22 protein-coding genes are annotated in these 25,342 nt (G+C 66.0%); 4 read left to right on the top strand and 18 right to left on the bottom strand.

Going from position 1 to position 25,342, the window contains the following annotated elements; all coding sequences use genetic code 11:
* The 6 genes from K8U54_RS04700 to K8U54_RS04675 all read right to left on the bottom strand — a co-directional run bounded on the left by K8U54_RS04700 (window position 1) and on the right by K8U54_RS04675 (window position 7,390).
* A complete protein-coding gene (locus tag K8U54_RS04700; protein ID WP_249909083.1) occupies window positions 1–315 on the bottom strand; it encodes an NAD(P) transhydrogenase subunit alpha in 315 nt (104 codons plus the stop codon).
* A 53-nt stretch (window positions 316–368) separates the two neighbouring features.
* Window positions 369–1,487, bottom strand: a complete 1,119-nt coding sequence (locus K8U54_RS04695; protein ID WP_249909082.1) for a Re/Si-specific NAD(P)(+) transhydrogenase subunit alpha — start codon at window positions 1,485–1,487, stop codon at window positions 369–371.
* Window positions 1,488–2,248: 761 nt separating this feature from the next.
* Window positions 2,249–2,620 carry a hypothetical protein gene (locus K8U54_RS04690; protein WP_249909081.1) on the bottom strand — a complete coding sequence of 124 codons (372 nt, stop codon included), beginning with the start codon at window positions 2,618–2,620 and terminating at the stop codon, window positions 2,249–2,251.
* Between the two features lie 25 nt (window positions 2,621–2,645).
* Window positions 2,646–3,455, bottom strand: a complete 810-nt coding sequence (locus K8U54_RS04685; protein WP_249909080.1) for a putative RNA methyltransferase — start codon at window positions 3,453–3,455, stop codon at window positions 2,646–2,648.
* Window positions 3,455–4,597 carry a succinyl-diaminopimelate desuccinylase gene (gene dapE / locus K8U54_RS04680; protein WP_249909079.1) on the bottom strand — a complete coding sequence of 381 codons (1,143 nt, stop codon included), beginning with the start codon at window positions 4,595–4,597 and terminating at the stop codon, window positions 3,455–3,457. The genes K8U54_RS04685 and dapE overlap by 1 nt, the downstream gene beginning before the upstream one ends.
* A gap of 183 nt (window positions 4,598–4,780) precedes the next feature.
* Window positions 4,781–7,390 carry a glycosyltransferase gene (locus tag K8U54_RS04675; RefSeq protein ID WP_249909078.1) on the bottom strand — a complete coding sequence of 870 codons (2,610 nt, stop codon included), beginning with the start codon at window positions 7,388–7,390 and terminating at the stop codon, window positions 4,781–4,783.
* A 218-nt stretch (window positions 7,391–7,608) separates the two neighbouring features.
* On the opposite strand from K8U54_RS04675, the gene tcdA reads away from it, so the two are divergent.
* Window positions 7,609–8,421 carry a tRNA cyclic N6-threonylcarbamoyladenosine(37) synthase TcdA gene (gene tcdA, locus K8U54_RS04670; protein ID WP_249909077.1) on the top strand — a complete coding sequence of 271 codons (813 nt, stop codon included), beginning with the start codon at window positions 7,609–7,611 and terminating at the stop codon, window positions 8,419–8,421.
* Here the strand turns inward: tcdA and K8U54_RS04665 are convergent.
* The 4 genes from K8U54_RS04665 to K8U54_RS04650 all read right to left on the bottom strand — a co-directional run bounded on the left by K8U54_RS04665 (window position 8,418) and on the right by K8U54_RS04650 (window position 11,536).
* Window positions 8,418–8,822, bottom strand: a complete 405-nt coding sequence (locus tag K8U54_RS04665) for a SufE family protein (RefSeq protein ID WP_249909076.1) — start codon at window positions 8,820–8,822, stop codon at window positions 8,418–8,420. The two genes, tcdA and K8U54_RS04665, sit on opposite strands and share 4 nt — an antisense overlap.
* On the bottom strand, window positions 8,819–10,024 hold the full coding sequence (locus tag K8U54_RS04660) for an aminotransferase class V-fold PLP-dependent enzyme (RefSeq protein WP_249909075.1): 1,206 nt from the start codon (window positions 10,022–10,024) through the stop codon (window positions 8,819–8,821). The genes K8U54_RS04665 and K8U54_RS04660 overlap by 4 nt, the downstream gene beginning before the upstream one ends.
* A gap of 90 nt (window positions 10,025–10,114) precedes the next feature.
* Window positions 10,115–11,149 carry a 2,3,4,5-tetrahydropyridine-2,6-dicarboxylate N-succinyltransferase gene (dapD, locus tag K8U54_RS04655; RefSeq protein WP_249909074.1) on the bottom strand — a complete coding sequence of 345 codons (1,035 nt, stop codon included), beginning with the start codon at window positions 11,147–11,149 and terminating at the stop codon, window positions 10,115–10,117.
* 39 nt (window positions 11,150–11,188) lie between these two features.
* Entirely contained in the window at window positions 11,189–11,536 is a 348-nt protein-coding gene (locus K8U54_RS04650; protein ID WP_249909073.1) for an ArsC family reductase, read from the bottom strand.
* 166 nt (window positions 11,537–11,702) lie between these two features.
* Between K8U54_RS04650 and K8U54_RS04645 the strand changes: the two genes are divergently transcribed.
* Window positions 11,703–13,343, top strand: coding sequence for a Na+/H+ antiporter (locus tag K8U54_RS04645; protein ID WP_249909072.1), 1,641 nt, complete (start codon window positions 11,703–11,705; stop codon window positions 13,341–13,343).
* A gap of 274 nt (window positions 13,344–13,617) precedes the next feature.
* Here the strand turns inward: K8U54_RS04645 and K8U54_RS04640 are convergent, their stop codons facing one another.
* From K8U54_RS04640 to leuS, 6 genes are all read right to left on the bottom strand, one after another.
* Entirely contained in the window at window positions 13,618–14,769 is a 1,152-nt protein-coding gene (locus tag K8U54_RS04640; protein WP_249909071.1) for an acyl-CoA dehydrogenase family protein, read from the bottom strand.
* Window positions 14,770–14,926: 157 nt separating this feature from the next.
* Window positions 14,927–16,219, bottom strand: a complete 1,293-nt coding sequence (locus K8U54_RS04635; RefSeq protein ID WP_249910396.1) for a lytic murein transglycosylase — start codon at window positions 16,217–16,219, stop codon at window positions 14,927–14,929.
* A 70-nt stretch (window positions 16,220–16,289) separates the two neighbouring features.
* On the bottom strand, window positions 16,290–16,442 hold the full coding sequence (arfA, locus tag K8U54_RS04630) for an alternative ribosome rescue factor ArfA (protein WP_249909070.1): 153 nt from the start codon (window positions 16,440–16,442) through the stop codon (window positions 16,290–16,292).
* 88 nt (window positions 16,443–16,530) lie between these two features.
* The gene (holA, locus tag K8U54_RS04625) at window positions 16,531–17,565 is read right to left on the bottom strand and encodes a DNA polymerase III subunit delta (protein ID WP_249909069.1); all 1,035 of its coding nucleotides are present in this window, start codon (window positions 17,563–17,565) and stop codon (window positions 16,531–16,533) included.
* Window positions 17,566–17,720: 155 nt separating this feature from the next.
* Window positions 17,721–18,326 (bottom strand): LPS assembly lipoprotein LptE, encoded by a 606-nt coding sequence (gene lptE / locus K8U54_RS04620; protein ID WP_249909068.1) that lies wholly within the window; start codon window positions 18,324–18,326, stop codon window positions 17,721–17,723.
* A gap of 97 nt (window positions 18,327–18,423) precedes the next feature.
* Window positions 18,424–21,030 (bottom strand): leucine--tRNA ligase, encoded by a 2,607-nt coding sequence (gene leuS, locus K8U54_RS04615; RefSeq protein ID WP_249909067.1) that lies wholly within the window; start codon window positions 21,028–21,030, stop codon window positions 18,424–18,426.
* A 178-nt stretch (window positions 21,031–21,208) separates the two neighbouring features.
* Here leuS and K8U54_RS04610 point away from each other — a divergent pair, with 178 nt between their 5' ends.
* Both K8U54_RS04610 and K8U54_RS04605 read left to right on the top strand, forming a co-directional pair.
* Complete coding sequence (locus K8U54_RS04610) at window positions 21,209–21,535, top strand: hypothetical protein (RefSeq protein ID WP_249909066.1); 327 nt, start codon at window positions 21,209–21,211, stop codon at window positions 21,533–21,535.
* Between the two features lie 341 nt (window positions 21,536–21,876).
* Window positions 21,877–22,641 (top strand): YdcF family protein, encoded by a 765-nt coding sequence (locus tag K8U54_RS04605; RefSeq protein WP_249909065.1) that lies wholly within the window; start codon window positions 21,877–21,879, stop codon window positions 22,639–22,641.
* Between the two features lie 284 nt (window positions 22,642–22,925).
* Here K8U54_RS04605 and lnt read toward each other — a convergent pair whose 3' ends face one another.
* Both lnt and K8U54_RS04595 read right to left on the bottom strand, forming a co-directional pair.
* Window positions 22,926–24,443 (bottom strand): apolipoprotein N-acyltransferase, encoded by a 1,518-nt coding sequence (gene lnt / locus K8U54_RS04600; RefSeq protein WP_249909064.1) that lies wholly within the window; start codon window positions 24,441–24,443, stop codon window positions 22,926–22,928.
* Window positions 24,444–24,498: 55 nt separating this feature from the next.
* Window positions 24,499–25,335 (bottom strand): HlyC/CorC family transporter, encoded by an 837-nt coding sequence (locus tag K8U54_RS04595; RefSeq protein WP_070884136.1) that lies wholly within the window; start codon window positions 25,333–25,335, stop codon window positions 24,499–24,501.
* Window positions 25,336–25,342 lie beyond the last annotated feature (7 nt).

Genomic DNA, 25,342 nt, shown 5'->3' with positions numbered 1-25,342 from the left:
TCACTGCTTCTCCGCCGCGGCTTTCGGGGTTTTCTTCTTGAACATTTCCAGCATGCGCCGGGTGACCAGGAAGCCACCGAACACGTTGACCGCCGCCAGGGCCACGGCCAGGGTGCCCATGGTCTTGCCCAGTGGGGTGACGGTCAGGGCGGCAGCAAGCATGGCGCCGACGATGACGATGGCGGAGATGGCGTTGGTCACCGCCATCAACGGCGTGTGCAGGGCGGGGGTGACGTTCCAGACCACGTGGTAGCCGACGTAGATGGCCAGCACGAAGATGATCAGGTTGTAGATGCCGTCGGAAATCAGATCCATCGCAGTGATCCTTTTTGTAGTGATTGGCCCTCTCCCTGAGGAGAGGGTGGCCATCATGGGTTGACGCGTTTGATCTCGCCGCCTTGGCACATCAGGCAGGCGGCGACGATGTCGTCTTCCAGGTCGAGGTGGAAGGCGCCGTCCTTGATCACCAGCTTGAGGAAGTCGAGCAGGTTGCGCGCATACAGGGCCGATGCATCGGCAGCGACCAGGGCCGGCAGGTTGCCGTGGCCGACCAGGGTCACGCCGTGCTTGACCACCACCCTGTCCAGCTCGGTGAGCGGGCAGTTGCCGCCCTGGATGGCGGCCAGGTCGACGACCACCGAGCCGGGCTTCATCTCGGCGACCGTGGCTTCGTGCAGCAGCGTGGGCGCCTTGCGGCCGGGAATCAGCGCGGTGGTGATGATGATGTCGGCCTGCTTGGCACGTTCGTGCACGGCCCTGGCCTGGCGCTCCATCCACGAGGCCGGCATCGGCCGGGCGTAACCGCCGACGCCTTCGGCGCACTCGCGCTCCTCGTCGGTCTCGAATGGCACGTCAACGAACTTGGCGCCGAGGGATTCGATCTGTTCCTTCACGGCCGGGCGCACGTCGGAGGCCTCGATCACCGCGCCCAGGCGTTTGGCCGTGGCAATGGCCTGCAGGCCGGCAACGCCGGCGCCGAGGATCAGCACGCGGGCGGCTTTCACCGTGCCGGCGGCGGTCATCAGCATGGGCATGAAACGCGGGTAGTGATTGGCCGCCAGCATCACCGCCTTGTAGCCGGCGATATTGGCCTGGGAGCTCAGCACGTCCAGGCTCTGGGCGCGGGAGGTGCGCGGCGCCGCTTCCAGGGCGAAGGCGGTGACGCCCGCTGCGTTGAGGCGCGCGATGGTTTCGTTGCTGAACGGGTTGAGCATGCCCACCAGCACGGCGCCGCTGTTCATCAGCGCCAGTTCGGCATCGGTCGGCGCCACCACCTTGAGTACCAGCTCGGCGCCGAATACTGCCGCTGCATCGCCAATGCTGGCGCCGGCGGCTACATAGGCCGCGTCGGTAATGCTGGCGGCAATGCCGGAACCGCTCTGGACGGTAACCCGATGGCCCTGGCCGATCAGCTTCTTGATGGTTTCCGGCGTCGCGGCCACCCGCGTTTCGCCTGCCTGGGTTTCGAGTGGAACACCAATGTGCACGCTTGCATCTCCTGCGATCGTTGCAGATTCACCCAGAGGGCGGCAGAGGGGCGGTGTCGACCAAAGTCGTACGGCGGCATTCTGCAAACAGAGCAGGCCGGTAAGCAATATTCATGGAGTAATTATTTTTCATGACTACAAGTTATCGGAGATATTGTTATTTTTCATGCTGAATTATCCCGATAAGATCTTGGCTTCTTGCCGGTAAAAGAGGGGTTAATGCGGCAATCATGAATAAATGTCCAGAAAGAGAACGCTATTAAATCTTCTTGGGTGCGGCGCGATGTCGCGCCGTTCAAAATCATTTACAAGCGTAGAAAGCGGCGTTTTTGAGATTTTTGTAGTCGTTTTTAATAGTCGCTACTGGTTGCCGGAGGTCAGCCTGATTCTTCTGGCAGTAAGTCGGCCGTGGAACCTGTTCACGTTTTTTAGGCGACATAACCAGGCGGCTACAAGGCAACAGCGGTCGTTCACTCGTGGGAGAGGCTTTAGCCTCGAGCTGTTATTTGATCGTTCCTCATGCTCTGCGTGGGAATGCCGACGAGGACGCTCTGCGCCCGCGCCCACAGGTAATGCACCAACGGCCGCTTCCGCCACTTCGCCTGAAATCGAGCTGAAAGATCGTAAACAGGTTCATGCAACGAGGCGGCAAGTGAGGAGGGTTCAGAGGCGGAGCAAAGCAGCGTGTGAGGAAACGCTGCCAAAGTACCCAAAGCCGAGCGGTTGACTTCGGGCGGGATGAATAGCTGAGGGCAGGACGGTCAGCTCGTACGCCAGGTGATTTCCTGCACGCCGTCGGCGCTGATGCGCAGCCACTGATCGGCCTGCTCGTCGCTTTCGTCCTCTTCCCAGCTACCGGGTGCGCAACGAACTTCCACGTCCAGTGCCGTGTAGGCCGCCTGGGCGCAGGCCAGGTCGTCGTCCCAGGGGGTGGCGTCACTTTCCAGGTACAGGCTGTGCCATTTGCCTACGGCCTTGGGCAGCCAGGTCACCGGAATGTCGCCGGCGCGGCACTGGAAGGTCTGGCCTTTCTGCTGCCAGTCGGAGCACGGGCCAAGGGCCTGGGTCAGCCAGGCGGCGATGGCCTGGTGATCGGCGTCCTTCAGGTAGATCTCGATATCCGGTTGGCGCATGAGGGTTCTCATCTGGTCGGGGCGTTCAGGACGCGTCACGCTCGATCCAATCGTAGCGGATGGCGACGGTGACTTCGAAGCTTTCGGCAATGACCGCGGCGCGGCGTTCGGCACTGGCGCGCCAGCCGTGGGGCGTCATCGCCAGCAGGTCGGCGCGGGCTTGCTCGCTGTCTAGCAGCAGCCGAAAACTCAGGGTTTCGCTATGCGCCAGGTGCATGCCCGGCGGGATCAGTTCGAGGTGCTTGCTGTCATCGTAGTCGCGCACTTCGTCGTAGAGCTTCTCGCGCAGCTCCATCAGGTGTTCGCGGGTCGGGCCCATGCGCAGCAGGCCGCCGCCGGGCGCCAGCAGGCGCTTGGCTTCCTGCCAGTCCAGCGGGCTGAACACGCTGGCCAGCAACCCGCAGCTGGCATCGGCCAGGGGCACCCGGGCCATGCTGGCAACCAGCCAGTTCAGCTGGGGCGCACGCTTGCAGGCGCGCTTGACCGCCTCGCGGGAAATATCCAGGGCATAGCCGTCGGCATCCACCAGCGCCTCGGCGATCTGCGCGGTGTAGTAGCCCTCGCCGCAACCGATATCCAGCCAGCGCTGCGGCTTGTAGCTCGCCGCCAGTTCGGCCAGTCGGGCGGCCAGCGGCGCGTAGTGGCCGCCATCGAGAAAGCGTCGGCGCGCCTCGACCATGGCGGCGTTGTCACCCGGGTCGCGGCTGTTCTTGTGCTGCACCGGCAGCAGGTTCAGGTAGCCCTGGCGCGCGCGGTCGAAGCGGTGGTTGGCCGGGCAGGCCACGCCATTGTCGACGGCGGTCAGTGGCGCCTGGCAGATCGGGCAGGCGAGCATCAGGCGAGCAGCTTGACCAGGGTCTGGTAGTAGATCTCGGTAAGCACCTCGAGATCGCTGGCCAGCACCCGCTCGTTGACCTGGTGGATGGTCGCATTGACCGGGCCGAGCTCGACCACCTGGGTGCCCAGGGTGGCGATGAAGCGCCCGTCGGAGGTGCCGCCGCTGGTGCTGGGTGTGGTCTCGCGACCGGTCACCTGGCGGATGCTGGTGCTGACCGCATCGAGCAGCGCGCCCGGCTCGGTGAGGAACGGCAGGCCCGACAGCGCCCAGTCGATGTGATAGTCCAGGCCGTGCTTGTCGAAGATCGCGTTGACCCGCTGCTGCAGGTCCTCGACGGTCGACTCGGTGGAGAAGCGGAAGTTGAACACCGCCGTCAGCTCGCCGGGAATCACGTTGGTGGCACCGGTGCCGGCATTCAGGTTGGAGACCTGGAAACTGGTCGGCGGGAAGAAGGCGTTGCCGTCGTCCCAATGCTCGGCCGCCAGTTCGGCCAGCGCCGGCGCCGCCAGGTGGATCGGGTTCCTGGCCAGGTGCGGGTAGGCCACGTGGCCCTGGATGCCGCGCACCGTCAGGGTCGCGCCCAGGGAGCCGCGGCGGCCGTTCTTCACCACGTCACCGACCAGGGTGGTGCTCGACGGCTCGCCGACGATGCACCAGTCCAGGCGCTCGTTGCGCGCGGCCAGGCGCTCGACCACCGCCTTGGTGCCATGGTGGGCCGGGCCTTCCTCGTCGCTGGTGATCAGGAAGGCGATGCGCCCCTTGTGGTTCGGGTATTCGGCGACGAAGCGCTCGACGGCGATGATCATCGACGCCAGGCTGCCTTTCATGTCGGCCGCGCCGCGACCGCAGAGCATGCCCTGCTCGTCGATCAGGGCGTCGAACGGGCCATGCTGCCAGGCCTGCAGCGGGCCGGTGGGCACCACGTCGGTATGGCCGGCGAAGCACAGTACCGGGCCGTCGTCACGGCCATGGCTGGCCCAGAAGTTGTCCACGTCCTCGATGCGCATCGCCTCGACGGCGAAGCCCAGTGCCCCCAGGCGGCGCATCATCAGTTCCTGGCAGCCCTCGTCCAGCGGGGTGACCGAGGGGCGGCGGATCAGGTCGCAGGCGAGTTCGAGGGTCGGGGACAGGGCCGTCATGGGAGCTCCGGTAACACAATGCAGGGCGAGAAGGGCGCATAGCTTAAAGCAAAACGCCCGGGGCTCGTAGGCGTAAGGACGGTTGGGATGCGGTGCAGCCAGTGGCGACCCCGTTGCAGGGCGCCTCGACCCCTGGAAAAACGGCGGCCACTGGCCGCCGTTTTCAGGTCGCGTTGCCGCGGATCAGGCTTTCTCCGCCTCGTTCTCGCTGTCGCCTTGCACCACGGGAATCTCCAGTGGCTTGGGCTGCGAGGAGAGCAGCGCCATGATCAGGGCGGCCAGGTAGGGCAGCGACTGCACCAGCAGCATGATCACCCAGAACTTCACGTCGTAGCTGGGCAGGCCCTGGACGATGGCGATGCCCAGGGCGGCGCCCCACAGCAGCAGCATGATGAACACTTCTTCGCGGGCTTCCGCCAGGGCCACCATCAGGCCGTGGCTGGAGCGCATCTTCGGGGTGCGGAAGAACGGAATGGTCTTGGTGAACATGCCGTACAGCACCGCCTTGGCGATGGTGTGCGACAGCGCCAGGCCGGCCACCGCCGCGCAGAAGGCATCCTTGAGGTTGACGCCCACCGCCCGCTGGTAGAGGAAGATGATCTTGCCGACCTTGAACAGGAACAGCGCCAGGGGCGGAATCGCGAAGATCAGCAGTGGCGGGTCGACCCGTTGCGGCACGATGATCATCGCCGCCGACCACAGCAGCGCACCGGCGGTGAAGAAGATGTTCAGGCCATCGGCGACCCACGGCAGCCAGCCGGCGATGAAGTGATAACGCTGGCCGCGCTTGAGCTCGCTGTCCTTGCCGGCCAGCAGCTGACGGGCGTGGCCCTTCATGATCTGGATGGCGCCGTAGGCCCAGCGGAAGCGCTGCTTCTTGTAGTCGATGAAGGTATCGGGCATCAGGCCCTTGCCGAAGCTGTCGTGGGCGTAGGCGGCCGAATAGCCTTTCTCGAACACCCGCAGGCCCAGCTCGGCATCCTCGCAGATGGTCCAGTCGGCCCACTTCAGCTCGTCCATCACGGTACGGCGGATCATGGTCATGGTGCCGTGCTGGATGATCGCGTTGCGGTCGTTGCGGGTCACCATGCCGATGTGGAAGAAGCCCTTGTACTCGGCGTAGCAGAGCTTCTTGAAGGTGCTTTCCTCACCGTCGCGGTAGTCCTGGGGCGACTGCACCACGGCGATCGCCGGGTCGGCGAAGTGCGGCACCATGTGCTTGAGCCAGTTGCGGTCGACGCAGTAGTCGGAGTCGATCACCGCCACCACTTCGACGTCCGGCGCGGTGTGCGGCAGGATGTAGTTCAGCGCACCGCCCTTGAAGCCGTGCAGCGGCGCGACGTGGAAGAAGCGGAAGCGCGGGCCGAGCGCTTCGCAGTAGTCGCGCACCGGTTCCCAGACCGCCGGGTCCTTGGTGTTGTTGTCGATGATCAGGACTTCGAAGTCCGGGTAATCGAGGTTGGCCAGGGCGTCGAGGGTCTGTTTGACCATCTCCGGCGGCTCGTTGTAGCAGGGCACGTGGATCGACACCTTGGGCCGGTAATGGCTGTCGCCGATCACCGGGGTGAAGGGCCGGCGGCGCTGCGTCCACACCGTTTCGGCCAGCTCGTGGGCCTCGGTGAGCAAGACGATGAACACGCCGATGGCGCCGATGCCCAGGAGCACGCCGACCAGGGTGCTGAACCAGGTGCTGTATTGCTGGCTGTAGTCGTAGCCGATCCACACCAGGGCCGAGCCGCCGGCGAACGCCACGAAGGTCAGGAAGGTGCGGCCGCGCTGGCGCAGGGCGCTGCCGTCGATCAGCATCAGGGCCAGCGACAGCAGCGCCATGACCACCGAGGCGACCGCCAGCATGCGCCATTTCGGAATCGCCACCACCGGGCCTTCGAAGTTGAATTTCGGCTGGCGGTCGAGGTTGTAGACGCCCCAGTAGGCGCCCACCGAGCCTTCGTCGCCAGCCTTCCAGGGCTGGTCGAAGGCCTCGATGACGAAGTAGTTGTAGCCCTGGGCGTTGAGCGTGGTGACCAGGGTGCGCAGGTAGATGGCCTGGTCGGCCTGGCTCGCCTCGGCGCCGCCGCGTACCCGGCCGTTGCTCGGCCAGCCCACCTCGGACAGCAGCAGGGGCTTTTTCGGGAACAGCTTCTTCAGGTCGCGGGCGCGGTCCAGGGTGAACTGGGTGGAGTCCTTCATGGGAATGAATTCCCAGTAGGGCAGCACGTGGGCGGCGATCAGGTCGGCGTGGTCGGCCAGCTCCGGGAATTCGTCCCAGATGTGCCATTGCTCGGACGTGGTGACCGGCACCTTGACCGCCGAGCGCACGCGGTCCATGTAGGCGGTCAGCTGCTTGACGGTGACCTCGCGGCGGAACAACGCCTCGTTGCCCACCACCACGCGCACCACACTGCGCGAGTTGTTGGCGATTTCGATGGCCTTGGTGATCTCCCGTTCGTTGCGCTCCTCGTCGGGGCTGATCCACACGCCCAGGGTCACGCGCAGGCCGAACTCCTCGGCGAGCGCGGGGATCTTGTCGAGGTCGCCGTCCACCGAGTAGGTGCGGATGCTGTCGGTCTGCTTGGACAGCAGTTCGAGATCCTCGCGCATCTCCTGATCGCTCGGGTAGACGCCGGTTTGCGGGCTCTGCCCCTGCCGGAACGGCGAGAACGAATAGCCGGAGATCTGTTCCGGCCAGTCCGGGGCGGTGACCGGGCGGTTGTAGAGCGCCCAGATACCGGTGAACAGGGCGGCAATAGCCAGGAAAACAACGAGATTGAGACCGAACTTGCGCGAAAGCATGCTGTGTAAGGTTCCGAAGGGTGGAACGGGGAGAAGACCGGCGAACGCCGGCTGGCGCGCATGCTACTCCGTCGATGAATGACTGTATAGCACAGCTCCGGGGAGCTGCCCGGCGATGTTCAGCCGCGTTGCACTGACGCTCTGTACGCGCCGGCCCGATGGTGCTTGGGAAGCGCTGCCGGCCTTCTTATAATGCGCGCCCGGAAAGAGGAGCCCCCATGTCGTTCGATGAACAGCGTTTCGCCGGCATTGCCCGGTTGTATGGCCGCCAAGGCGCAGAACGGCTGGCCGCCGCCCACGTGGCCGTGGTCGGTATCGGCGGTGTCGGTTCCTGGGCGGCCGAGGCGCTGGTGCGCTCCGGGGTGGGCGAGATTTCCCTGTTCGACCTGGACGACGTCTGCGTCAGCAACACCAATCGCCAGGCCCACGCCCTGCAGGGCCAGGTCGGGCGCGCCAAGGTCGAGGTAATGGGCGAGCGCCTGCGCGCCATCAACCCCGCCTGCGTGGTGCACGAGGTGGCCGACTTCGTGACCCGCGAGACCATGGCCGGGTACATCACGGTCGAACTCGACGGGGTGGTCGACTGCATCGACAGCGTGGCGGCCAAGGCGGCGCTGATCTCCTGGTGCAAGCGCCGCAAGATCGCCCTGGTGACCACCGGTGGCGCCGGCGGGCAGATCGACCCGGCCCAGGTGCAGGTGGCCGACCTCAACAAGACCTTCAACGATCCCCTGGCTGCCAAGGTGCGCTCGACCCTGCGCCGCGACTACGGCTTTTCCCGTACGCCGGGGCGCACCTACAGCGTGCCCTGCGTATTCTCCACCGAGCAGCTGCGCTATCCCGGTGCGGACGGCAGCGTGTGCCAGAGCAAGGCCTTCGTCGGTGAGGGCGTGAAGCTCGACTGCGCCGGCGGCTTCGGCGCGGTGATGATGGTGACGGCGACCTTCGGCATGGTCGCCGCCGCGCGTATCGTCGACAAGCTGGTGGCCGGTGCGCGTCGCCCGAGCGAGCGCGTGGTCGCGAAGGTTTAGGCCGCGTCGATCAGCCGGCGCATCTGCTGCACCACGGCGTTCATGCCGCTGGCCCGTGAGGGCGATAGCTGACGGGACAGGCCGAGCCTGGCGAACCAGTCGGCGATGTCCAGCCCGGCCAGCTCGCCTGCAGGCAATCCGTTGACCCGGGCCAGCAGCACGGCCAAGAGGCCGCGTATCAGGCGCGCATCGCTACTGGCGCGAAAGTGCCAGAGGCCGTCCCGTTTTTCACCGCTCAGCCAGACCTGGCTTTCACAGCCGTGTACGCGATCCGCTTCACGCCGTTCGGCGAGCGGCTCCAGGCGTTCGCCCCAGTGCATTAGCAGGCGCGCGCGCTGTTCCCAGCCGGGGCAGGCGGTGAAGGCATCGAGGGCTTCTTGCGCGGCGGTCGGCAGGGTCATCGCAACAACTCCAGGGCTTTGTCCAGGGCGGCGAAGAAACGCTGCAGGTCGGCCTCGTCGTTGTACAGGCCAAGGGATACGCGGATCGCACCGCTCACGCCCAGGCGCTGCAACAGCGGCATGGCGCAGTGATGACCGACCCGCACGGCGATGCCTTGCTCGGTGAGCAGGTGGGCGAGGTCGCCGCTATGAACGCCGTCGACGGTGAAGCAGGCCAGCGCCGTGTGCGGCTCGCCAAGCAGGTGCAAACCTTCGTGGCGTCGCAGGCCTTCCAACAACATCCGGTGCAACGCCGCTTCGTGGCGGCTGACCGCCTCGGCGTCGAGGTGCTCGAAGTAGTCCAGCGCTGCACCCAGGGCGATCACCCCGGATACCGCCGGCGTACCGGCTTCCAGGCCGAGCGGCGCGGGGCGAAAGGTCGCGGCGTGATAATCCGCCTGCTGGACCATTTCACCGCCGAACTGCCAGTGGTTCAGGTGCTGCAGCGCGTCGCGGCGGCCGTAGAGCAGGCCGACGCCATCGGGGCCGTACAGCTTGTGGCTGGAGCACACGTAGAAATCGCAGCCCAGCGCCTGCACGTCCTGGCGGCCATGCACCACGGCCTGGGCGCCGTCCACCACGGTCAGGGCGCCGTATTCCTGCGCCTGGCGAATCAGCGGTTGTACGTCTTGCCAGCGCCCCAGCACGTTGGACAGCTGACTGAGAGCGAGCAGGCGGGTACGTGGGCCGATCAGCGTGGCGGCCTCCAACGGGTCGATATCGCCAGCGGGGGTGAGCGGCAGTACCACCAGTTTCAGGGACTTTCGCGCGGCCAGTTGCTGCCAGGGCAGCAGGTTGGCGTGGTGCTCGGCGGCGCTGACGACGATCTCGTCGCCGGCCATGAACATCGATTCCAGCCCATAGGCGAGCAGGTTGAGCGATTCGGTAGCGCCGCGGGTGAAGACGATCTCGTCACGGCTGGCCGCATTCAGCCAGCGGGCTGCCTTGTCGCGGGTCGCCTCGAAGGCGCGGGTGGCACGTTCGCCCGGCAGGTGCTGGGCACGGTGCACGTTGGCAGCACCGCCCGCGTAGTAGGCCAGCAAGGCATCGAGTACCGCCTGGGGTTTTTGCGCGGTCGCGGCGCTGTCGAGGTAGGTCTGGCCGTCGGCGTCCAGGGCCCGCAAGCCGGGAAAGTCGACGCGCCAGGGGGAAATCAGGGTCATCCGGATCTCGTCACGCTGGATGTGAAACGGGCTGTGCCCACGAAGACGTCAGTCTATCGCGTGCACAGCCCGTTCGGGCGAAGCCTGGGCTCAGTTATGGGCGTGCAGGGCTTCGTTCAGCTCGATGGCCGACTTGTTGGTCTTGCATTCCACGGCGCCGCTCTGGGAGTTGCGACGGAACAAAAGGTCCGGCTGGCCAGCCAGGTCACGGCCCTTGACCACCTTGACCAGGTTGTTCTGGTCGTCGAGCAGGGCGATCTTGGTGCCGGCGGTGACGTACAGGCCGGCTTCGACGATGTTGCGGTCGCCCAGCGGGATGCCGATGCCGGCGTTGGCGCCGATCAGGCAGCCTTCGCCCACGGAGATGACGATGTTGCCGCCACCGGACAGGGTGCCCATGGTCGAGCAGCCGCCACCCAGGTCCGACCCTTTGCCGACGAACACGCCGGCGGACACGCGGCCTTCGATCATGCCCGGGCCGGCGGTACCGGCGTTGAAGTTGACGAAGCCTTCGTGCATCACGGTGGTGCCTTCGCCGATGTAGGCGCCCAGACGAACCCGTGCGCTGTCCGCGATACGCACGCCGCTCGGCACCACGTAATCGGTCATTTTCGGGAACTTGTCCACCGAGAAGACTTCCAGCAGGTCGCCTTTGAGGCGGGCTTCCAGCTGACGCTCGGGCAGCTCGGCCAGGTCGACCGCACCCTGGCTGGTCCAGGCGACGTTGGGCAGCAGCGGGAAGATGCCGGTCAGGTTCAGGCCGTGGGGCTTGACCAGGCGGTGGGACAGCAGGTGCAGCTTGAGGTAGGCCTCGGGCGTGCTGGTCAGGGCGGCGTCTTCGGCCAGCAGGGTGGCGACCAGCGGCTTGGCACTTTCGGCCAGGCGGGTCAGCAGGGCGGCTTGTACCGGGTCGACGTGCTTCAGGGCGCTGGCCAGTTCACCGGCCTGCTGGTTGGTCAGGGCGATGGCCTGGTTGCCACCGCTGTAGCCGAGTTTCTCGCTGACCTTGGCGACCAGTTCGGCGCTCGGGTTGAGCAGCGGCTGGGCGTAGAACACTTCCAGCCAGGCGCTTTGACGGTTTTGCGTGCCGACCCCGAAGGCCAGGCTGAACAGAGTATTGGACATGGGCTTTTCCTTGCAGCGAATTCGATTGGGGTGGCGATATCAGGCCAGTTCGGCGGCGTAACGCTCGGGTTTGAAACCGACCAGGGTGCGGGTGCCGAGGTCCAGCACCGGGCGCTTGATCATCGACGGTTGGGCCAGCATCAGGTCGATGGCCTTGGCCTGGTCGAGATCGCTTTTCTGCGCGTCGTCGAGCTTGCGGAAGGTGGTGCCGGCACGATTGAGGAGGGTTTCCCAGCCGTGTTCGTCGCACCATTTTTGCAGGTTGCCGCGGTCGATGCCGGCGGTCTTGTAGTCGTGGAACCGGTAAGTGGCACCGCGCTCGTCGAGCCAGGTGCGGGCCTTCTTCATGGTGTCGCAGGCCTTGATGCCATAAAGCACGTAACTCATAGGTCTACCTCTGAGGACTCCACTCGTCGAATCCCCGTTGCTACTTGTGAATACCGAGGTCGGAGATTATGCCACGTCGATTCGCCTTAGGGTGCGTCAGCCTGCACCTGCCTGGCGTTAGAATGGGCGGGCCTTCGGGCCGTCATCGCAAAGGATTCTCGCCCCCATGCAACTTCTCTACACCATCCTGACCATGTTGCTGGTGGTCAGCGGCACCCGTATCAGCGCCCAGTTCATTCCCTTGCCGTTGCCCATCCTGCAGATTCTCATCGGCGCCTTGCTGGCGGTACCGGCGCTGGGCCTGCACGTGCGTCTGGACCCCGAGCTGTTCCTGCTGCTGTTCATCCCGCCGCTGCTGTTCGTCGATGGCTGGCGCATGCCCAAGGGGCAGTTTCGCAAACTGCGCACGCCGATCCTGTTCCTGGCCTTCGTGCTGGTGTTCGTCACCATTCTCGGCGCCGGATATTTCATTCACTGGTTGCTGCCCCAGGTGCCCCTGGCCGCCTGCTTCGCCCTGGCGGCGGTGCTGTCGCCGACCGATGCGGTGGCGGTGTCGGCGATCGCCCACGGGCGCCTGCCCAATACCCTCAACAACCTGCTGCAGGGTGAGGCGCTGATGAACGATGCCTCCGGCCTGGTGGCATTCAAGTTCGCCGTGGCGGCAACCCTGACCGGGGTGTTCTCGTTCGCCGATGCCAGCCTGCAGTTCGTGCTGGTGGCCGCCGGCGGCCTGTTGATCGGCATGGCCCTGAGCTACCTGCTGGGCCGGTTGCGGGCGTGGATGATCGCCCGCGGCTGGGAGGAGCCGGCGCCCCATGTGCTGCTGATGCTGCTGCTGCCGTTCGCCGCCTATGTAGCGGCCGAGCACCTGGGGCTGTCCGGCATTCTTTCCGCGGTGGCGGCCGGCATGATGCAGAGTCGCCTCGACCTGCTGCCGCGGCAGACCACCACGCGGCTGCTCAACCGCGGCGTATGGGCGATGCTCGAGTTCACCTTCAACGGCCTGATCTTCCTGCTGCTGGGGCTGCAGCTGCCGGACATCATCAAGGCGGTGATCGGTGACCATGCCGACGCCTGGCACCTGTTGCTGCCGGCGCTAGGCTACGTGCTGGCGGTGTATGCGGTGTTGATGGTGCTGCGCTTCGTGTGGGTGTACTGCTACTGGCGCACCTCGGGGATGGTGCGGCGCTGGCGCGGCAAGTCGACGCGTTTTGCCGGCCAGTCGCGCATCGCCCTGACCGCCGTGCTGACGGTCGGCGGCGTGCGCGGCGCGGTGACCCTGGCCGGCGTGATGTCGCTGCCCTTGCTGCTCAACAACGGCGAGGCGTTTCCCGAACGGGATCTGCTGATCCTGATCGCCGCCGGGGTGATCCTGGTGTCGCTGCTGGTCGCCAGCGTGGTGCTGCCCCGGCTGCTGCCGCTGCTGCCCCAGGACAACGTGGCGCGCCAGGAGGCCGAACTCAATCGACACCGTGCCCAGGTGCTGCAGGCGGCGATCCGCTGCCTGGAGGCCGATGACGAAAAGGCCGCCGACACCGACAGCGCCATCGCCACGGCGGAGATCCGTGCCAAGCTGATGAGCGAGTACCGCGACCTGCTCGAGCGCACCCGCACGCGCCGCGCCGAAGCGTCGCGCGAGTACCAGCGCCAGGCCGATCAGCTGGAGTACCGCATGCGCCTGCAGGCCTTGCGCACCCAGCGTCTGGAGCTGTACCGGATGCGCAAGGAGCATCAACTGGACGACGACATGCTGGCCGAGATCCTCCGCGATCTGGATAACGCGGAGGCGCGGCTGCTCAAGGGCTAGGGGACGTGCTTAGAAACCGTGCATGACCTTGCCGCCCAGGTCCGTCGATTTCGGCAGCTAAGTGGCGGGAAAAGCCTTTCGTAGGGTGGACGACGCTTCACCTACGCGGCCCGACCCGTCCACCGTTCTGCGATCGCAATGGTGGACAAAAAGAGCGTTGTCCACCCTACGCAGGCTGTTATTGCCGTGTAGGAGAAGTATTAAAAAGCAAAAGCGGCGAACGGCCGCTCCTGCTTTGTAGCTGCTTCATGCACATAAAGATCCTGAGAGGCTCCTAGAGCGCGTAGTGCTTGAGCTCACGGGCGATCAGCAGGCGCTGGATCTCGCTGGCGCCTTCGTAGATCTGGGTGATGCGCGCGTCACGGTAGTAGCGCTGTACCGGGAAGTCCTCCAGATAGCCGTAGCCGCCGTGGATCTGCAGCGCCTTGGAGCACACCCGCTCGGCCATTTCCGAAGCGAACAGCTTGGCTTGTGAAGCCTCGGACAGGCATGGCTCGCCGGCGCTGCGCAGGCGCGCGGCATGCAGGGTGAGCAGGCGGGCGGCATTGATCTGGGTGTGCATGTCGGCGAGCAGGTTGGCGATGCTCTGGTGCTCGCCAATGGGCTTGTCGAACTGTACCCGTTCGCGGGAGTAGAGCAGGGCCGCCTCGAAGGCGGCGCGGGCGATGCCGACCGCCTGGGCGGCGATGCCGATGCGCCCGCCTTCGAGATTGGACAGGGCGATGCTCAGGCCCTTGCCGCGCTCGCCCAGCAGGTTGGCGGCGGGGATGCTGCAGTCGTCGAGGGTGATGGCGCAGGTGTCCGAGGCGCGGATACCCATCTTGTGCTCGCTGCGGTCGATACGGAAGCCGGGTGTGTTGGTGGGCACCAGGAAGGCTGAGATACCTTGTTTGCCCAGGGTGGCATCGGTCACCGCGAAGACGATGGCCAGGCCGGCACGGCGGCCGTTGCTGACGAATTGCTTGGCGCCATTGAGTACCCAGCGGCCGTCACGCAGCTCGGCGCGGGTGCGCAGGTTGTGGGCTTCGGAGCCGGCCTGGGGTTCGGTCAGGCAGAAGCAGCCGATCACTTCGCCACTGGCCAGGCGCGCCAGCCATTGGCTTTTCTGCTCGTCGCTGCCGTAGTTGAGCAGTGGGCCGCAGCCCACCGAGTTGTGCACGCTCATCAGCGTACCGGTGGCGGCATCGGCGGCGGAGACTTCTTCCACCGCCAGGGCATAGGCCACGTAGTCGAGGTAGCTGCCGCCCCAGGTGTCCGGCACGATCATGCCCAAGAGGCCCATTTCGCCCATCTGGGCCACTGCGGCATCGTCAATCCAGCCCGCCTTTTCCCAGTCCTGGGCGTGGGGGGCGATGGCGCGCCGGGCGAACTGCCGGGTGCACTCGCGGATCATGCGTTGTTCTTCGTTCAGCTCGATGTCGTGCATAGCGACCTCTCTGTTCTCATTGACCCGCGCCGGATCACGGCAGGCGGGTAGCCAGGCACGCCCTGGATCACAGGGGATGCCTGCTACAGAGTCGCCCAGGATCGGGCGAATCGCAAATAGGCAAAGGCGTGGTGACGGGCGTCACCACGGGGCAGGGTCAGTGCGGCTGGCGCAACTGCTCGAGCAGCTTGGCATCCGGGTAGCCGTCGGCCGGCCAGCCCAGGTGCAGCTGGAAGGCGCGGATGGCCTTGCGGGTATTGGCGCCGATGATGCCGTCGGCATGGCCGGAATCGAAGCCACGGGCATTCAGGCGTTCCTGCAGTTCCACGCGCTCGCTGCGACCCAGCTGGCGGTCGCCCTCGGGCCAGCTGCCCTGCACCGTATTGCCACCGCGCAGGCTGTCGGACAGCAGGCCGATAGCCAGGGCGTAGGAGGTCGAGTTGTTGTAGCGCAGGATGCTGCGGAAATTGCTGAACAGCAGGAAGGCCGGACCGCGGTGCCCGGCGGGCAGCAACAGGGTGGCGCTGGCGTCATCGCGCGGGGTGCTCAGCGGCTGACCCACGGGGTGGATACCCAGCTCACGCCACTGCGCCACGCTGCGCCGTACTTCCGGGTCGGCCAGGGCGTAGTCGAAACCTTGCGGCAGTTGCACCTCGTAACCCCAGGGCTGGCGCAATTGCCAGTTGGCGCTCTGCAGGTAGTGGGCGGCCGAGGCCAGGGCGTCGGCGGTGGAGGTCCACACGTCACGCTTGCCGTCGCCGTCGAAATCCACGGCGTGCTCGTTGTAGGTGGTGGGCATGAACTGGGTCTGGCCCATGGCTCCGGCCCAGGAGCCGACCAGGCTTTCCGGGGCGATGTCGCCATGCTGGAGAATCTGCAGCACGGCGAGCAGCTGGCTGCGCCAGAAGGCCTGGCGACGGCCTTCATAGGCCAGGGTGGCCAGGGAGCGCACCACATTGTGGCTGCCGATATTGCTGCCGAAGTTGCTCTCCAGGCCCCAGATGGCGACCAGGGTTTCGGCGTCGACGCCGTAGCGCTGTTCGATCTGGTTGAGCATGGCGCGGTTCTGGGTCAGCAGGATGCGCCCGCGGGCGACCCGGCTCGGCGATACCGCACCCTTGAGGTATTCCCATACCGGGCGACTGAATTCGGGCTGGCTGCTGTCGGCCTTGACCACGTCGGGGTTCGGCACCACGCCGGCGAAGGCACGGTCGAACAGGGTCGGGCTGATGCCGGCGGCGATGGCGTCGCTGCGCAGCAGGTCGCGCCATTGTTCGAAGCTCAGCTGCTCTTCGACAGGTTGGCCGGTGGCCGCAGCGGTGGAGGAGGGGCTCGGTAGCGTACTGGTGGACGCCAGAGGCTGGGCCGGGGCATCGGCGCAAGCCGTGAGCAAAAGCAGGAAGCTGGCCGCAGCGGTGGCAGGCAGGCCGCGAATGAACAGGTTGGGCATGGTCATCTCAACACGTTTTGCAGGCCACCACCTTAGCACGGATGAGCGCAAATGCGGGCTGGACGAGCTTTCAAGCCGCCTTAAACGAACAAGCCTCCCAGTTTTGCTGGGAGGCTTGGCGGTTGTAGCTGCCTTTTCCTTTGCCGGGGCGTTCCTGGCGTAAGCGGAACAGCGGCTGGGCGATGATGGATTTGGCCTTGTTGGGGCGCTTCTTCTTGCTCATGGCAGATCCTCGATCGGTGCCCGCACGGATAGCGAGCGGCGCAAATCATGCGCCCCAGGGCAGGCGATGTCCATACGTAAAGTGGGCGTTAAGCGCCGAGTTTCAGGCGCTGCCCGGCCATCATCAGTACCAGGCGCGACAGGCTGGCCCAGGGATCGCCCGGCGCCTGGCCCTTGACCTGGGCGTCGATCTGCTGGGCGTCCATCAGCAGGGCATTCCAGCGCGCCGGCGTGTGGCGCTGCAGGGCCTTGCTGACCAGCGGGCGGCGCTTGTCCCACACCGGCGGGCGCGCCGAGGCGAAGGCCTTGTCCAGCGGGACGCCCTGGTCATGCTGGTAGGCGATGTTGGCCAGCTGGCGTAGCTCGCGGGCCAGCATCACCACGATGAACAGCGATTCCTGGCCTTCGCCACGCAGTCCGTCGAGCATGCGCAGGGCGTGGGCGGCCTCGCCATTGAGGATGGCGTCGATCAGGCCGAACACGTCGTAACGGGCGCTGTCGGCGACCGCCGCCTGGACGGTGCCGGCATCGATCTGCTGGCCGTCGGCGAGCAGCTTGAGCTTTTCGATTTCCTGGGCGGCGGCCAGCAGGTTGCCTTCGACCCGGGCGGCGATCAGGTCGATGGCCTCGGCGCTGGCATTCATGCCCGCCTGGGCCAGGCGCTGGCGGATCCACTGCGGCAGCCCGTTGGCATCCACCGGCCAGATCTGCACGAACTGGCAGTTGGGCCCGTCGATCAGCGCCTTGGCCCATTTGGTCTTCTGCGTGCTGCCGTCGAGCTTGGGCAGGGTGATCAGCAGCAGGGTGTCTTCCGGTGGTCGGCCGAGGTATTCGAGAATCGCGGCTGCGCCCTTGTCCCCCGGCTTGCCGTTGGGGATGCGCAATTCGATGACGCGCTTCTCGGCGAACAGCGACAGGCTGGCGCCGGCTTCGTAGAGCATGCCCCAGTCGAAATTGGCTTCGGCGTGAAACACCTCGCGCTCGGTAAAGCCCTGGGCGCGGCTGGCGCTGCGGATCGCGTCGGTGGCTTCCTGGCAGAGCAGGGCTTCGTCGCCGCACACCACGTAAACCGGGGCGAGCGCGCCTTGCAGGTGTTTGCCGAGTTGGGCGGGAGCGAGTTTCATGAGTTCCTGAACCCGATGGGCTGAACAAAAGGTTCTGTCAGCTTGGAACCTGATTCGCGATCAGGTGGCGTGAAGCAACAGCCAGCGTTCGGCGTTCCATTGTGAGAGCGGGCGGGGACGCCATGGCCCGCTCCCACAGTTGGCGCCTACAAACCTTACTGCACCGGCAGTTCGATGGGCGATTGCTGCGGCTGCGCCGCTTCGCGCTGACGGGCCGCCTCCAGAGCATCGGCTTCGGCTTTCGCCTTGGCTTCGGCGGTCTGCTGCAGCTCGTCCAGTTGCGCCGGGGTGATCTGCTGCAGGCGCTGGGCCAGTTGTTGCACCAGATCGCGGCGCATCTCGGTACGCAGCTGGGCTGCCTGCTGGTCGTTGCCGATCAGGTTGTTGGAGTCCTGCACGTAGTAGCTCTGCACTTCGAGCTTGTTGCTCAGCAGCAGCAGGTTCTTGGCGCCACGGATCTCGTAGTCCAGGCTCATGGTGCGCTCGTACTCGACGCTGCGCGCCGAACTGGTGTAGCTGGCCGAGCGCTGGCTCTCGCGCTCGCCCGCCAGATACAGCTTGTAGGCCGCGCCTGGGAACACGCGAACGCCGTTGTTCTCCAGCACGTCCTTGACGTCACGCACGGTGTCGCCGTAGGTGTCGCGTGCGCTGACGTCGAGCTCCTTGAGGGCGAATTGCACGTCGCCGGTGCCACGCAGCTGGAAGCCGCACGCGCCGAGCAGGCCTGCCAGGCCGATTACCAACAGATTGCGCTTGATCATCTCGTATCCCCTTGTCCTGCCGGCTCCGCTGGCCGGCATGGCCGAAACTCTAGACCGGATGCCGGTCGCCAGAGGCGACCGGCGGTTCCCTGTCGCCTCAACTGGCGACGATATTGACCAGCTTGCCGGGCACCACGATGACCTTGCGGATCGTCAGCCCTTCGGTGAAGCGTTGCACGTTCTCGTTGCTGCGCGCCGCCGCCTCGACCGCCTCGCGGCTGGCATCGGCCGGCACCTCGATCTGCCCGCGCAGCTTGCCGTTGACCTGGATCACCAGGGTCAGGCTGTCCTGCACCAGGGCTGCTTCGTCCACGGACGGCCAGCTGGCGTCGATGATGGCTTCCTCGTGGCCCAGCTCCTGCCACAGCTCGTGGCTGATGTGCGGGGTGATCGGGGCGAGCAGCAGGGCGACGGTTTCCAGGCCCTCCTGAAGCAGGGCGCGCTGTTGATCGGTGTCCTGCGGGGCCTTTTCCAGCACGTTCATCAGGGTCATCACCTGGGCGATGGCGGTGTTGAACTTGTGGTGCTGGCCCACGTCCTGGGAGGCCTGCTTGATGGCCAGGTGGATGGCGCGGCGCACGTCCTTGCCGGCGTCGTCCAGCGTGGCGATATCCAGTACGCCCGGCAGGCCCTGGCTGACATGGCCCTGGGCCAGGCGCCAGACGCGGCGCAGGAAGCGGTTGGCACCCTCGACGCCGGCATCCGACCATTCGCAGCTCATGTCGGGCGGCGAGGCGAACATCATGAACAGGCGGCAGGTGTCGGCGCCGTACTGGTCGATCATGTCCTGCGGGTCGACACCGTTGTTCTTCGACTTGGACATCTTCTCGGTGCCGCCGATTTCCACCGGCAGGCCGTCGCTGGTCAGCTTGGCGGCGATCACCTTGCCCTTGGCATCGCGCTCGACGCTGACGTCGGCCGGGTTGAACCAGTCCTTGCCGCCGTTATCAAGGGTGCGGTAGTAGGTTTCGGCGACGACCATGCCCTGGGTCAGCAGATTCTTGAACGGCTCGTTGGAGGTGACCAGGCCTTCGTCGCGCATCAGCTTGTGGAAGAAGCGCGCGTAGAGCAGGTGCAGGATGGCGTGCTCGATACCGCCGATGTACTGGTCCACCGGCAGCCAGTGGTTGGCCGCGGCCGGGTCGACCATGCCGCCGGTGTAGTGCGGCGAGGCGTAGCGGGCGAAGTACCAGGAGGATTCCACGAAGGTGTCCATGGTGTCGGTTTCGCGCTTGGCCGGTGCGCCGCATTTCGGGCAGCTGCAGGCGTAGAATTCGGGCATGCGCGCCAGGGGCGAGCCGGCGCCGTCCGGCACCACGTCTTCGGGCAGCACCACCGGCAGTTGCTCTTCCGGCACCGGTACGTCGCCACAGCTGTCGCAGTGGATGATCGGGATCGGGCAGCCCCAGTAGCGCTGGCGGCTGATGCCCCAGTCGCGCAGGCGGAACTGGGTGCGCGATTTGCCGAGTTGCTTGCGCAGCAGCGCCGCTTCGATGGCATCGAACGCGCCTTCGAAGTCCAGGCCGTCGAACTCGCCGGAGTTGATCAGCTGGCCGTGCTCGCCGTAGGCGTCCTGCCACTCGCTGCCGACTTCATCGCCCGCGCTGGTGCGTACCACGGCCTTGACCGGCAGGTGGTACTTGCGGGCAAAGGCGAAGTCGCGCTCGTCGTGGGCCGGAACCGCCATCACCGCGCCGTCGCCGTAGTGCATCAGCACGTAGTTGGCGACCCACACCGGCAGTTTCTCGCCGGTCAGCGGGTGCTCGACGAACAGCGAGGTCGGCAGGCCTTTCTTTTCCTGGGTGGCCATGTCGGCTTCGGCGACACTGCCAGCCTTGCATTCGGCGATGAACGCCTGCAGCTCGGGGTTCTCCTTGGCGGCCAGGGTGGCCAGCGGGTGCTCGGCGGCCACGGCGACGTAGGTCGCGCCCATCAGGGTATCCGGGCGGGTGGTGAACACTTTCAGCGCACCGGCTTCGCCGATGGAGGCGACGTCGTAGGGGAACTGCACTTCCATGCCGCGCGACTTGCCGATCCAGTTGCGCTGCATGGTCTTGACCTGTTCCGGCCAGCCATCGAGTTCGTCCAGGCTGCTCAAGAGTTCATCCGCGTAAGCGGTGATCTTGAAGTAGTACATGGGGATCTCGCGCTTCTCGATCAGCGCGCCGGAACGCCAGCCGCGGCCATCGATGACCTGCTCGTTGGCCAGTACGGTCTGGTCGACCGGGTCCCAGTTGACGGTGCCGTTCTTGCGGTAGATCACGCCCTTTTCGAACAGGCGGGTGAACAGCCATTGTTCCCAGCGGTAGTAATCGGGCTTGCAGGTGGTGACCTCGCGCGTCCAGTCCACCGCCAGACCCAGGCTTTTCAGCTGGCTCTTCATGTAGGCGATGTTTTCGTAGGTCCACTTGGCCGGCGCCACGTTGTTCTTCATCGCGGCGTTTTCCGCCGGCATGCCGAAAGCGTCCCAACCCATGGGCTGCAGCACGTTCTTGCCGAGCATGCGCTGGTAGCGGGCGATCACGTCACCGATGGTGTAGTTGCGCACGTGCCCCATGTGCAGCTTGCCGCTCGGGTAGGGGAACATCGACAGGCAGTAGAAGGTGTCCTTGCCGGGCTGTTCGCTGACGACAAAGGAATTCTGCGCGTCCCAGTGGGATTGCGCGGCGGCTTCGATTTCACGTGGCTGATACTGTTCGTGCATGGCTACTTGCGCTAGGAGAAGGGGCTTTCGGGAAACGCCGTAGCATACATGACCCCCCTCGGCAGAGGGAAACGCTGATTGCGCGGCGCACCCTCGGCACCGCCATTTGTCGTCGCGGCAGGCCTGCCGTGGGCTGGCGGCTACGCTCAGTGGACGGCGTGCTGCCTGGAGGTGTGCGATGCAAGTCCCTGTAGATACCCAGAACCATAGCGACCCCTATGGGCGGTTGCTGCAACGCCTGACGCTGGCCCTGGGGGAGGCCGACAACCTGGCCCTGCTGTCCGATCAGCCCGCTGCGGATATGGAGGTGCGCGGCCTGTCCCCTGACGAGCTGGCACTGATCAGCGCCTACCTCGCCAAGGATCGCGCCGGGCTCAACGGCTGGCATGCCACGGCCACGCGTCACTACCAGTCGGCGGCTGCGCAACCGCCCTTCGAGCGCCAGCCGGCCTTTGCCGGGCGCGACCATGATCACCCGCGGCCCAGCGAGCGTCACGAGTCCTGACCATCGGCACCACGTCGCCTGCTTGCGCGGCAGTGCTAATAGGCCCGAGGGCCTGTTAGCACTGCCGCACGACCGCGCCGGAGCCCGTTTTGCCGCGAGGCAAGGCACGAGCCGCGAAGTTTAGCGGGCTAAATGAGCCGGCGAGAAACGCCGCATCGCGGCAAAACGGGCCCGGCCCTTCGGGTTGCGCGAGAAATCTCGCCATGCGTTGTTGGAGGACTTGGCAAGGGAATAACCATTCCCTGCGTCCTCCGCCTAGCCTGGCGAGATTTTACGCGGCAACGCGGCTTGCGCGGCAGTGCTAACAGGCCCTAGGCTTCGAGCCTTTTCGGAGGTGCCCGATGCCGCTGCGCTATCTGCTCAAGCAGTTCTTCATGCCGCCCGGCATCCTGTTGCTGCTTATCGCCCTGGGCTGGTTTCTGCGTCGGCGGTTCCCGCGGCTGGCCGTCTGCTGTTTCGCCCTCGGGCTCGGCGGCCTGTGGCTGATGAGCCTGCCGGTGACGGTGGAATGGATGGCCAGGGCGATCGAGCGCGAACCCGCCATCACCCAGCAGCAGTGGGCCACGCTGGCCCGGCAGGCGGACGTCATCGTCGTGCTCGGCGGTGGCCGCGACTCGCGCGACCCGGCCTGGGGCGGCGAGCAGCCCAGCGCCATGGCACTGGAGCGGACTCGCTATGCGGCGCGCCTGGCCAAGGCCTCGGGCCTGCCGGTGCTGACCAGCGGCGGCCTGCATTTCGGTCGTCCACCCAGCGAGGCGGCGCTGATGGCCGAGGTGATGCACGAGGACCTGGGCGTCGACGTGCGCTGGCAGGAAGAGCGCAGTCGCACCACCTGGGAGAATGCCACCGAGACCGCTGCATTGCTGGAGCCCGAGGGCATTCGCCGGGTACTGCTGGTCACCCAGGCCTGGCACATGCCGCGTTCTCGCTGGTGCTTCGAGCAGGCGGGCTTCGAGGTGGTGACCGCGCCGGTGGGTTTTCTCGGCGTGCCCAATGGCCGGCCCATGGGCGGCTGGCTGCCGGAAGGCAAGGCTTTCTGGCAGAGCACCTTGCTGCTCAATGAGGTGATCGGCGCGCTGGCCTATCCGCTGGCCTACGGGCGTTAGCGTTAATGTGGTGGGCTAAAGCCCACCCTGCGCAACGGGTCGCGCCTTAGCTTTTGAGCGTCACGCAAAGGTAAAGCGGGACTTGAACGTGTGCACCTCATGTGGGAACGGGCGGGGACACCTAGTCCATGCCCGTGATTCGCGCGCATGGACTGGGCGTCCCCGCGCACTCCCACATGTATGACGCCGATCTAGCGGCAGTTAAATCATGGGATGAGTGCCAGCTTTAGTCACTGCAGTCGAAATACCGGCGCAGGCTTTGGCCCGCAGCCGGCCCAGATCAGTTAGTTCGTATCCCGGCGCCGCCGTACCAGCGCCCAGCCGGCCAGCAGGCTGCAGAGCACGATCAGCGGCCAGGAGCGCCACCGCAGGTAGGGCGTCAGGTGCTGCATCGGTTGCACCTCGCCGTACAGCGTGGCCTGCTCGAACTGCGGCAGGCGTTCGGTGATGCGCCCGAACGGATCGATCAGCACGGTCACGCCGTTGTTGGTGGCGCGGATCATCCAGCGGCCGGCCTCCAGGGCGCGCATCTGCGCCATCTGCAGATGCTGCAGCGGGCCGATGGAGGTGCCGAACCAGGTGTCGTTGCTGACCGTCAGCAGCAGGTCGCTCTGCGCCGCCAGCGCGGCGGCGAATTCGGGATACACCACTTCGTAGCAGATGAAGGTCGCCAGGCGATGGCCCTTGGCTTCGAGCAGCGGCTGGTCATGGTCGCCGCGGGCGAAGTCGGACATCGGCAGGTCGAAGAAGGCGATCAGCCCGCGCAGCAGGTCCTGCAGCGGCACGTACTCGCCGAACGGCACCAGGCGCTGCTTGAGGTAGTCGCCACTGCCCTGGCCGATCACGCTGACGCCGTTGTAATAGCGCATCTCGCCCTCGGCATTGGGCTGGCGGAGCGGTACGCCGGTGATCAGCGCGCTCTGCCGGTCACTGGCGAAGCGATCCATCATGCTCAGGTAGCCGATGGCCTGATCCTTGAGCACCGGTACCGCGGTCTCCGGCCACACCAGGATGTCCACCGGCTTGCTGGCGAAGCTCATGTCGCGGTACAGCGCCAGCTGGGCATTGAGCTGGGCCGGGTCCCACTTGAGGTTCTGTTCCACGTTGCCCTGGATCGCCGCGACGCTCAGCGGCTCGCCGGCCGGGGCGGTCCAGGCGTGATCCTTGAACGCCACGCCGAGCAGCCAGGGGGCGATCAGCAGCACCAGGGCCTCGGCCAGCTGCGGCTTGTTGGCAAGGAGGCGCGGCAGGTTGACCAGCAGCGCCGCGCTCAGTGCCAGGGCGAACGACAGCAGCCACACGCCGCCGACCGGCGCCAGGCCGGCCATGGGGCCGTCGAGCTGGCTGTAGCCGGCATAGAGCCAGGGAAAGCCGGTAAGGAACCAGCCGCGAAACGCTTCCTGGGCCACCCACAGGGCGGCGAACGCCAGGGCATCGCCCAGTGGCGCGCTGTCGCGGCGCAGGCACAGGGCCCACAGCCAGGTGGCGAGGGCGAAGAACAGACCGAGGCCGGCGACGAAGCCCAGGGTCAGGAAGGCGGCCAGCGGCGGCGAAGCGGCGCCGTAATCGTGAATGCTCACGTACACCCAGCTGGTGCCCGAGGCGAACAGCCCGAAGCCGTACCACCAGCCGCGCCAGGCGGCCTGGCGTGGCGTCAGTGCGCGCAGGCCGCGGTACAGCAGGGCGATGGACAGCAGCGCCAGCGGCCAGATGCCGTAGGGGGCCAGCGCCAGGGTGGTCAGCGCGCCGGCCAGCAGGGCGATCAGGTTGCCGGGCCAGCCGGGTTGGAACAGTCGGTTCATCGGGATGCTCATCGAGGAAGAAAGCAAACACCCCGCCAGCGGGCGGGGTGTCGGGTCAGCGGGCCAGCGGTGTCAGGCGCAGCAGGTGCACGCGGCGGCTGTCGGCGTTGAGCACGCGAAAGCGGAATTCGCCGATCACCGTCACTTCGTTGCGCTTGGGCAGGTGGCCGAAGGCACTCATCACCAGGCCGCCGACGGTGTCGAACTCGTCGTCGGAGAAGGCGGTGGTGAAGGTTTCGTTGAAGTGATCGATGGGCGTCAGCGCCTTGACCAGGAAGTCGCCACTGGGCAGCGGCTTGACGTAGCTGTCTTCCTCGACGTCGTGCTCGTCCTCGATATCGCCGACGATCTGCTCCAGCACGTCCTCGATGGTCACCAGGCCGGCGACGCCACCGTATTCGTCGATCACCACCGCCATGTGGTTGTGGTTGGCGCGAAACTCGCGCAGCAGCACGTTGAGGCGCTTGGATTCGGGCACGAAGGTGGCCGGGCGCAGCATGTCGCGGATGTTGAAGTCGGGCTGATCGGCCAGCAGCAGCGGCAGCAGATCCTTGGCCAGCAGGATGCCGAGCACGTCGTCGAGGGTTTCGCCGATCACCGGGTAGCGCGAGTGCGCCGCCTCGATGATCACCGGCAGGAATTCCTTGGGAGACTGGCTGGCCTTGATGGTCACCACCTGGGAGCGCGGCACCATGATGTCGCGAACCTGCAGGTCGGCGACCTGGATGGCGCCCTCGACGATGGCCAGGGCCTCGCTGTCGAGCAGTTTGTTCTGGTGGGCATCGCGCAGGACTTCCAGCAGTTCCTGGCGGTTTTTCGGCTCATGAGCAAAAGCCTGGGTCAGTTTGTTCAACCAGGACTTCTGCTCGTTGCTCGATCGGTCTTCGCTCATGGCGTTT

The organism is Pseudomonas fulva (genome assembly GCF_023517795.1).
Classification (GTDB): domain Bacteria; phylum Pseudomonadota; class Gammaproteobacteria; order Pseudomonadales; family Pseudomonadaceae; genus Aquipseudomonas; species Aquipseudomonas fulva_D.
This window is presented reverse-complemented; position numbering and strand designations above follow the sequence as displayed.

What these genes read in the sequence shown, in the direction of transcription:
- K8U54_RS04605 (WP_249909065.1), top strand. Translation starts at nt 21,877, where the DNA reads ATGCCGCTGCGCTATCTGCTCAAGCAGTTCTTCATGCCGCCCGGCATC.
- K8U54_RS04660 (WP_249909075.1), bottom strand. Translation starts at nt 10,024, where the DNA reads ATGACCCTGATTTCCCCCTGGCGCGTCGACTTTCCCGGCTTGCGGGCC.
- K8U54_RS04675 (WP_249909078.1), bottom strand. Translation starts at nt 7,390, where the DNA reads ATGCTTTCGCGCAAGTTCGGTCTCAATCTCGTTGTTTTCCTGGCTATT.
- K8U54_RS04645 (WP_249909072.1), top strand. Translation starts at nt 11,703, where the DNA reads ATGCAACTTCTCTACACCATCCTGACCATGTTGCTGGTGGTCAGCGGC.
- dapE (WP_249909079.1), bottom strand. Translation starts at nt 4,597, where the DNA reads ATGACGGCCCTGTCCCCGACCCTCGAACTCGCCTGCGACCTGATCCGC.
- K8U54_RS04635 (WP_249910396.1), bottom strand. Translation starts at nt 16,219, where the DNA reads ATGCCCAACCTGTTCATTCGCGGCCTGCCTGCCACCGCTGCGGCCAGC.
- K8U54_RS04640 (WP_249909071.1), bottom strand. Translation starts at nt 14,769, where the DNA reads ATGCACGACATCGAGCTGAACGAAGAACAACGCATGATCCGCGAGTGC.
- K8U54_RS04700 (WP_249909083.1), bottom strand. Translation starts at nt 315, where the DNA reads ATGGATCTGATTTCCGACGGCATCTACAACCTGATCATCTTCGTGCTG.
- tcdA (WP_249909077.1), top strand. Translation starts at nt 7,609, where the DNA reads ATGTCGTTCGATGAACAGCGTTTCGCCGGCATTGCCCGGTTGTATGGC.
- leuS (WP_249909067.1), bottom strand. Translation starts at nt 21,030, where the DNA reads ATGCACGAACAGTATCAGCCACGTGAAATCGAAGCCGCCGCGCAATCC.
- lptE (WP_249909068.1), bottom strand. Translation starts at nt 18,326, where the DNA reads ATGATCAAGCGCAATCTGTTGGTAATCGGCCTGGCAGGCCTGCTCGGC.
- dapD (WP_249909074.1), bottom strand. Translation starts at nt 11,149, where the DNA reads ATGTCCAATACTCTGTTCAGCCTGGCCTTCGGGGTCGGCACGCAAAAC.
- K8U54_RS04665 (WP_249909076.1), bottom strand. Translation starts at nt 8,822, where the DNA reads ATGACCCTGCCGACCGCCGCGCAAGAAGCCCTCGATGCCTTCACCGCC.
- K8U54_RS04595 (WP_070884136.1), bottom strand. Translation starts at nt 25,335, where the DNA reads ATGAGCGAAGACCGATCGAGCAACGAGCAGAAGTCCTGGTTGAACAAA.
- K8U54_RS04610 (WP_249909066.1), top strand. Translation starts at nt 21,209, where the DNA reads ATGCAAGTCCCTGTAGATACCCAGAACCATAGCGACCCCTATGGGCGG.
- arfA (WP_249909070.1), bottom strand. Translation starts at nt 16,442, where the DNA reads ATGAGCAAGAAGAAGCGCCCCAACAAGGCCAAATCCATCATCGCCCAG.
- K8U54_RS04690 (WP_249909081.1), bottom strand. Translation starts at nt 2,620, where the DNA reads ATGCGCCAACCGGATATCGAGATCTACCTGAAGGACGCCGATCACCAG.
- K8U54_RS04650 (WP_249909073.1), bottom strand. Translation starts at nt 11,536, where the DNA reads ATGAGTTACGTGCTTTATGGCATCAAGGCCTGCGACACCATGAAGAAG.
- lnt (WP_249909064.1), bottom strand. Translation starts at nt 24,443, where the DNA reads ATGAACCGACTGTTCCAACCCGGCTGGCCCGGCAACCTGATCGCCCTG.
- holA (WP_249909069.1), bottom strand. Translation starts at nt 17,565, where the DNA reads ATGAAACTCGCTCCCGCCCAACTCGGCAAACACCTGCAAGGCGCGCTC.
- K8U54_RS04685 (WP_249909080.1), bottom strand. Translation starts at nt 3,455, where the DNA reads ATGCTCGCCTGCCCGATCTGCCAGGCGCCACTGACCGCCGTCGACAAT.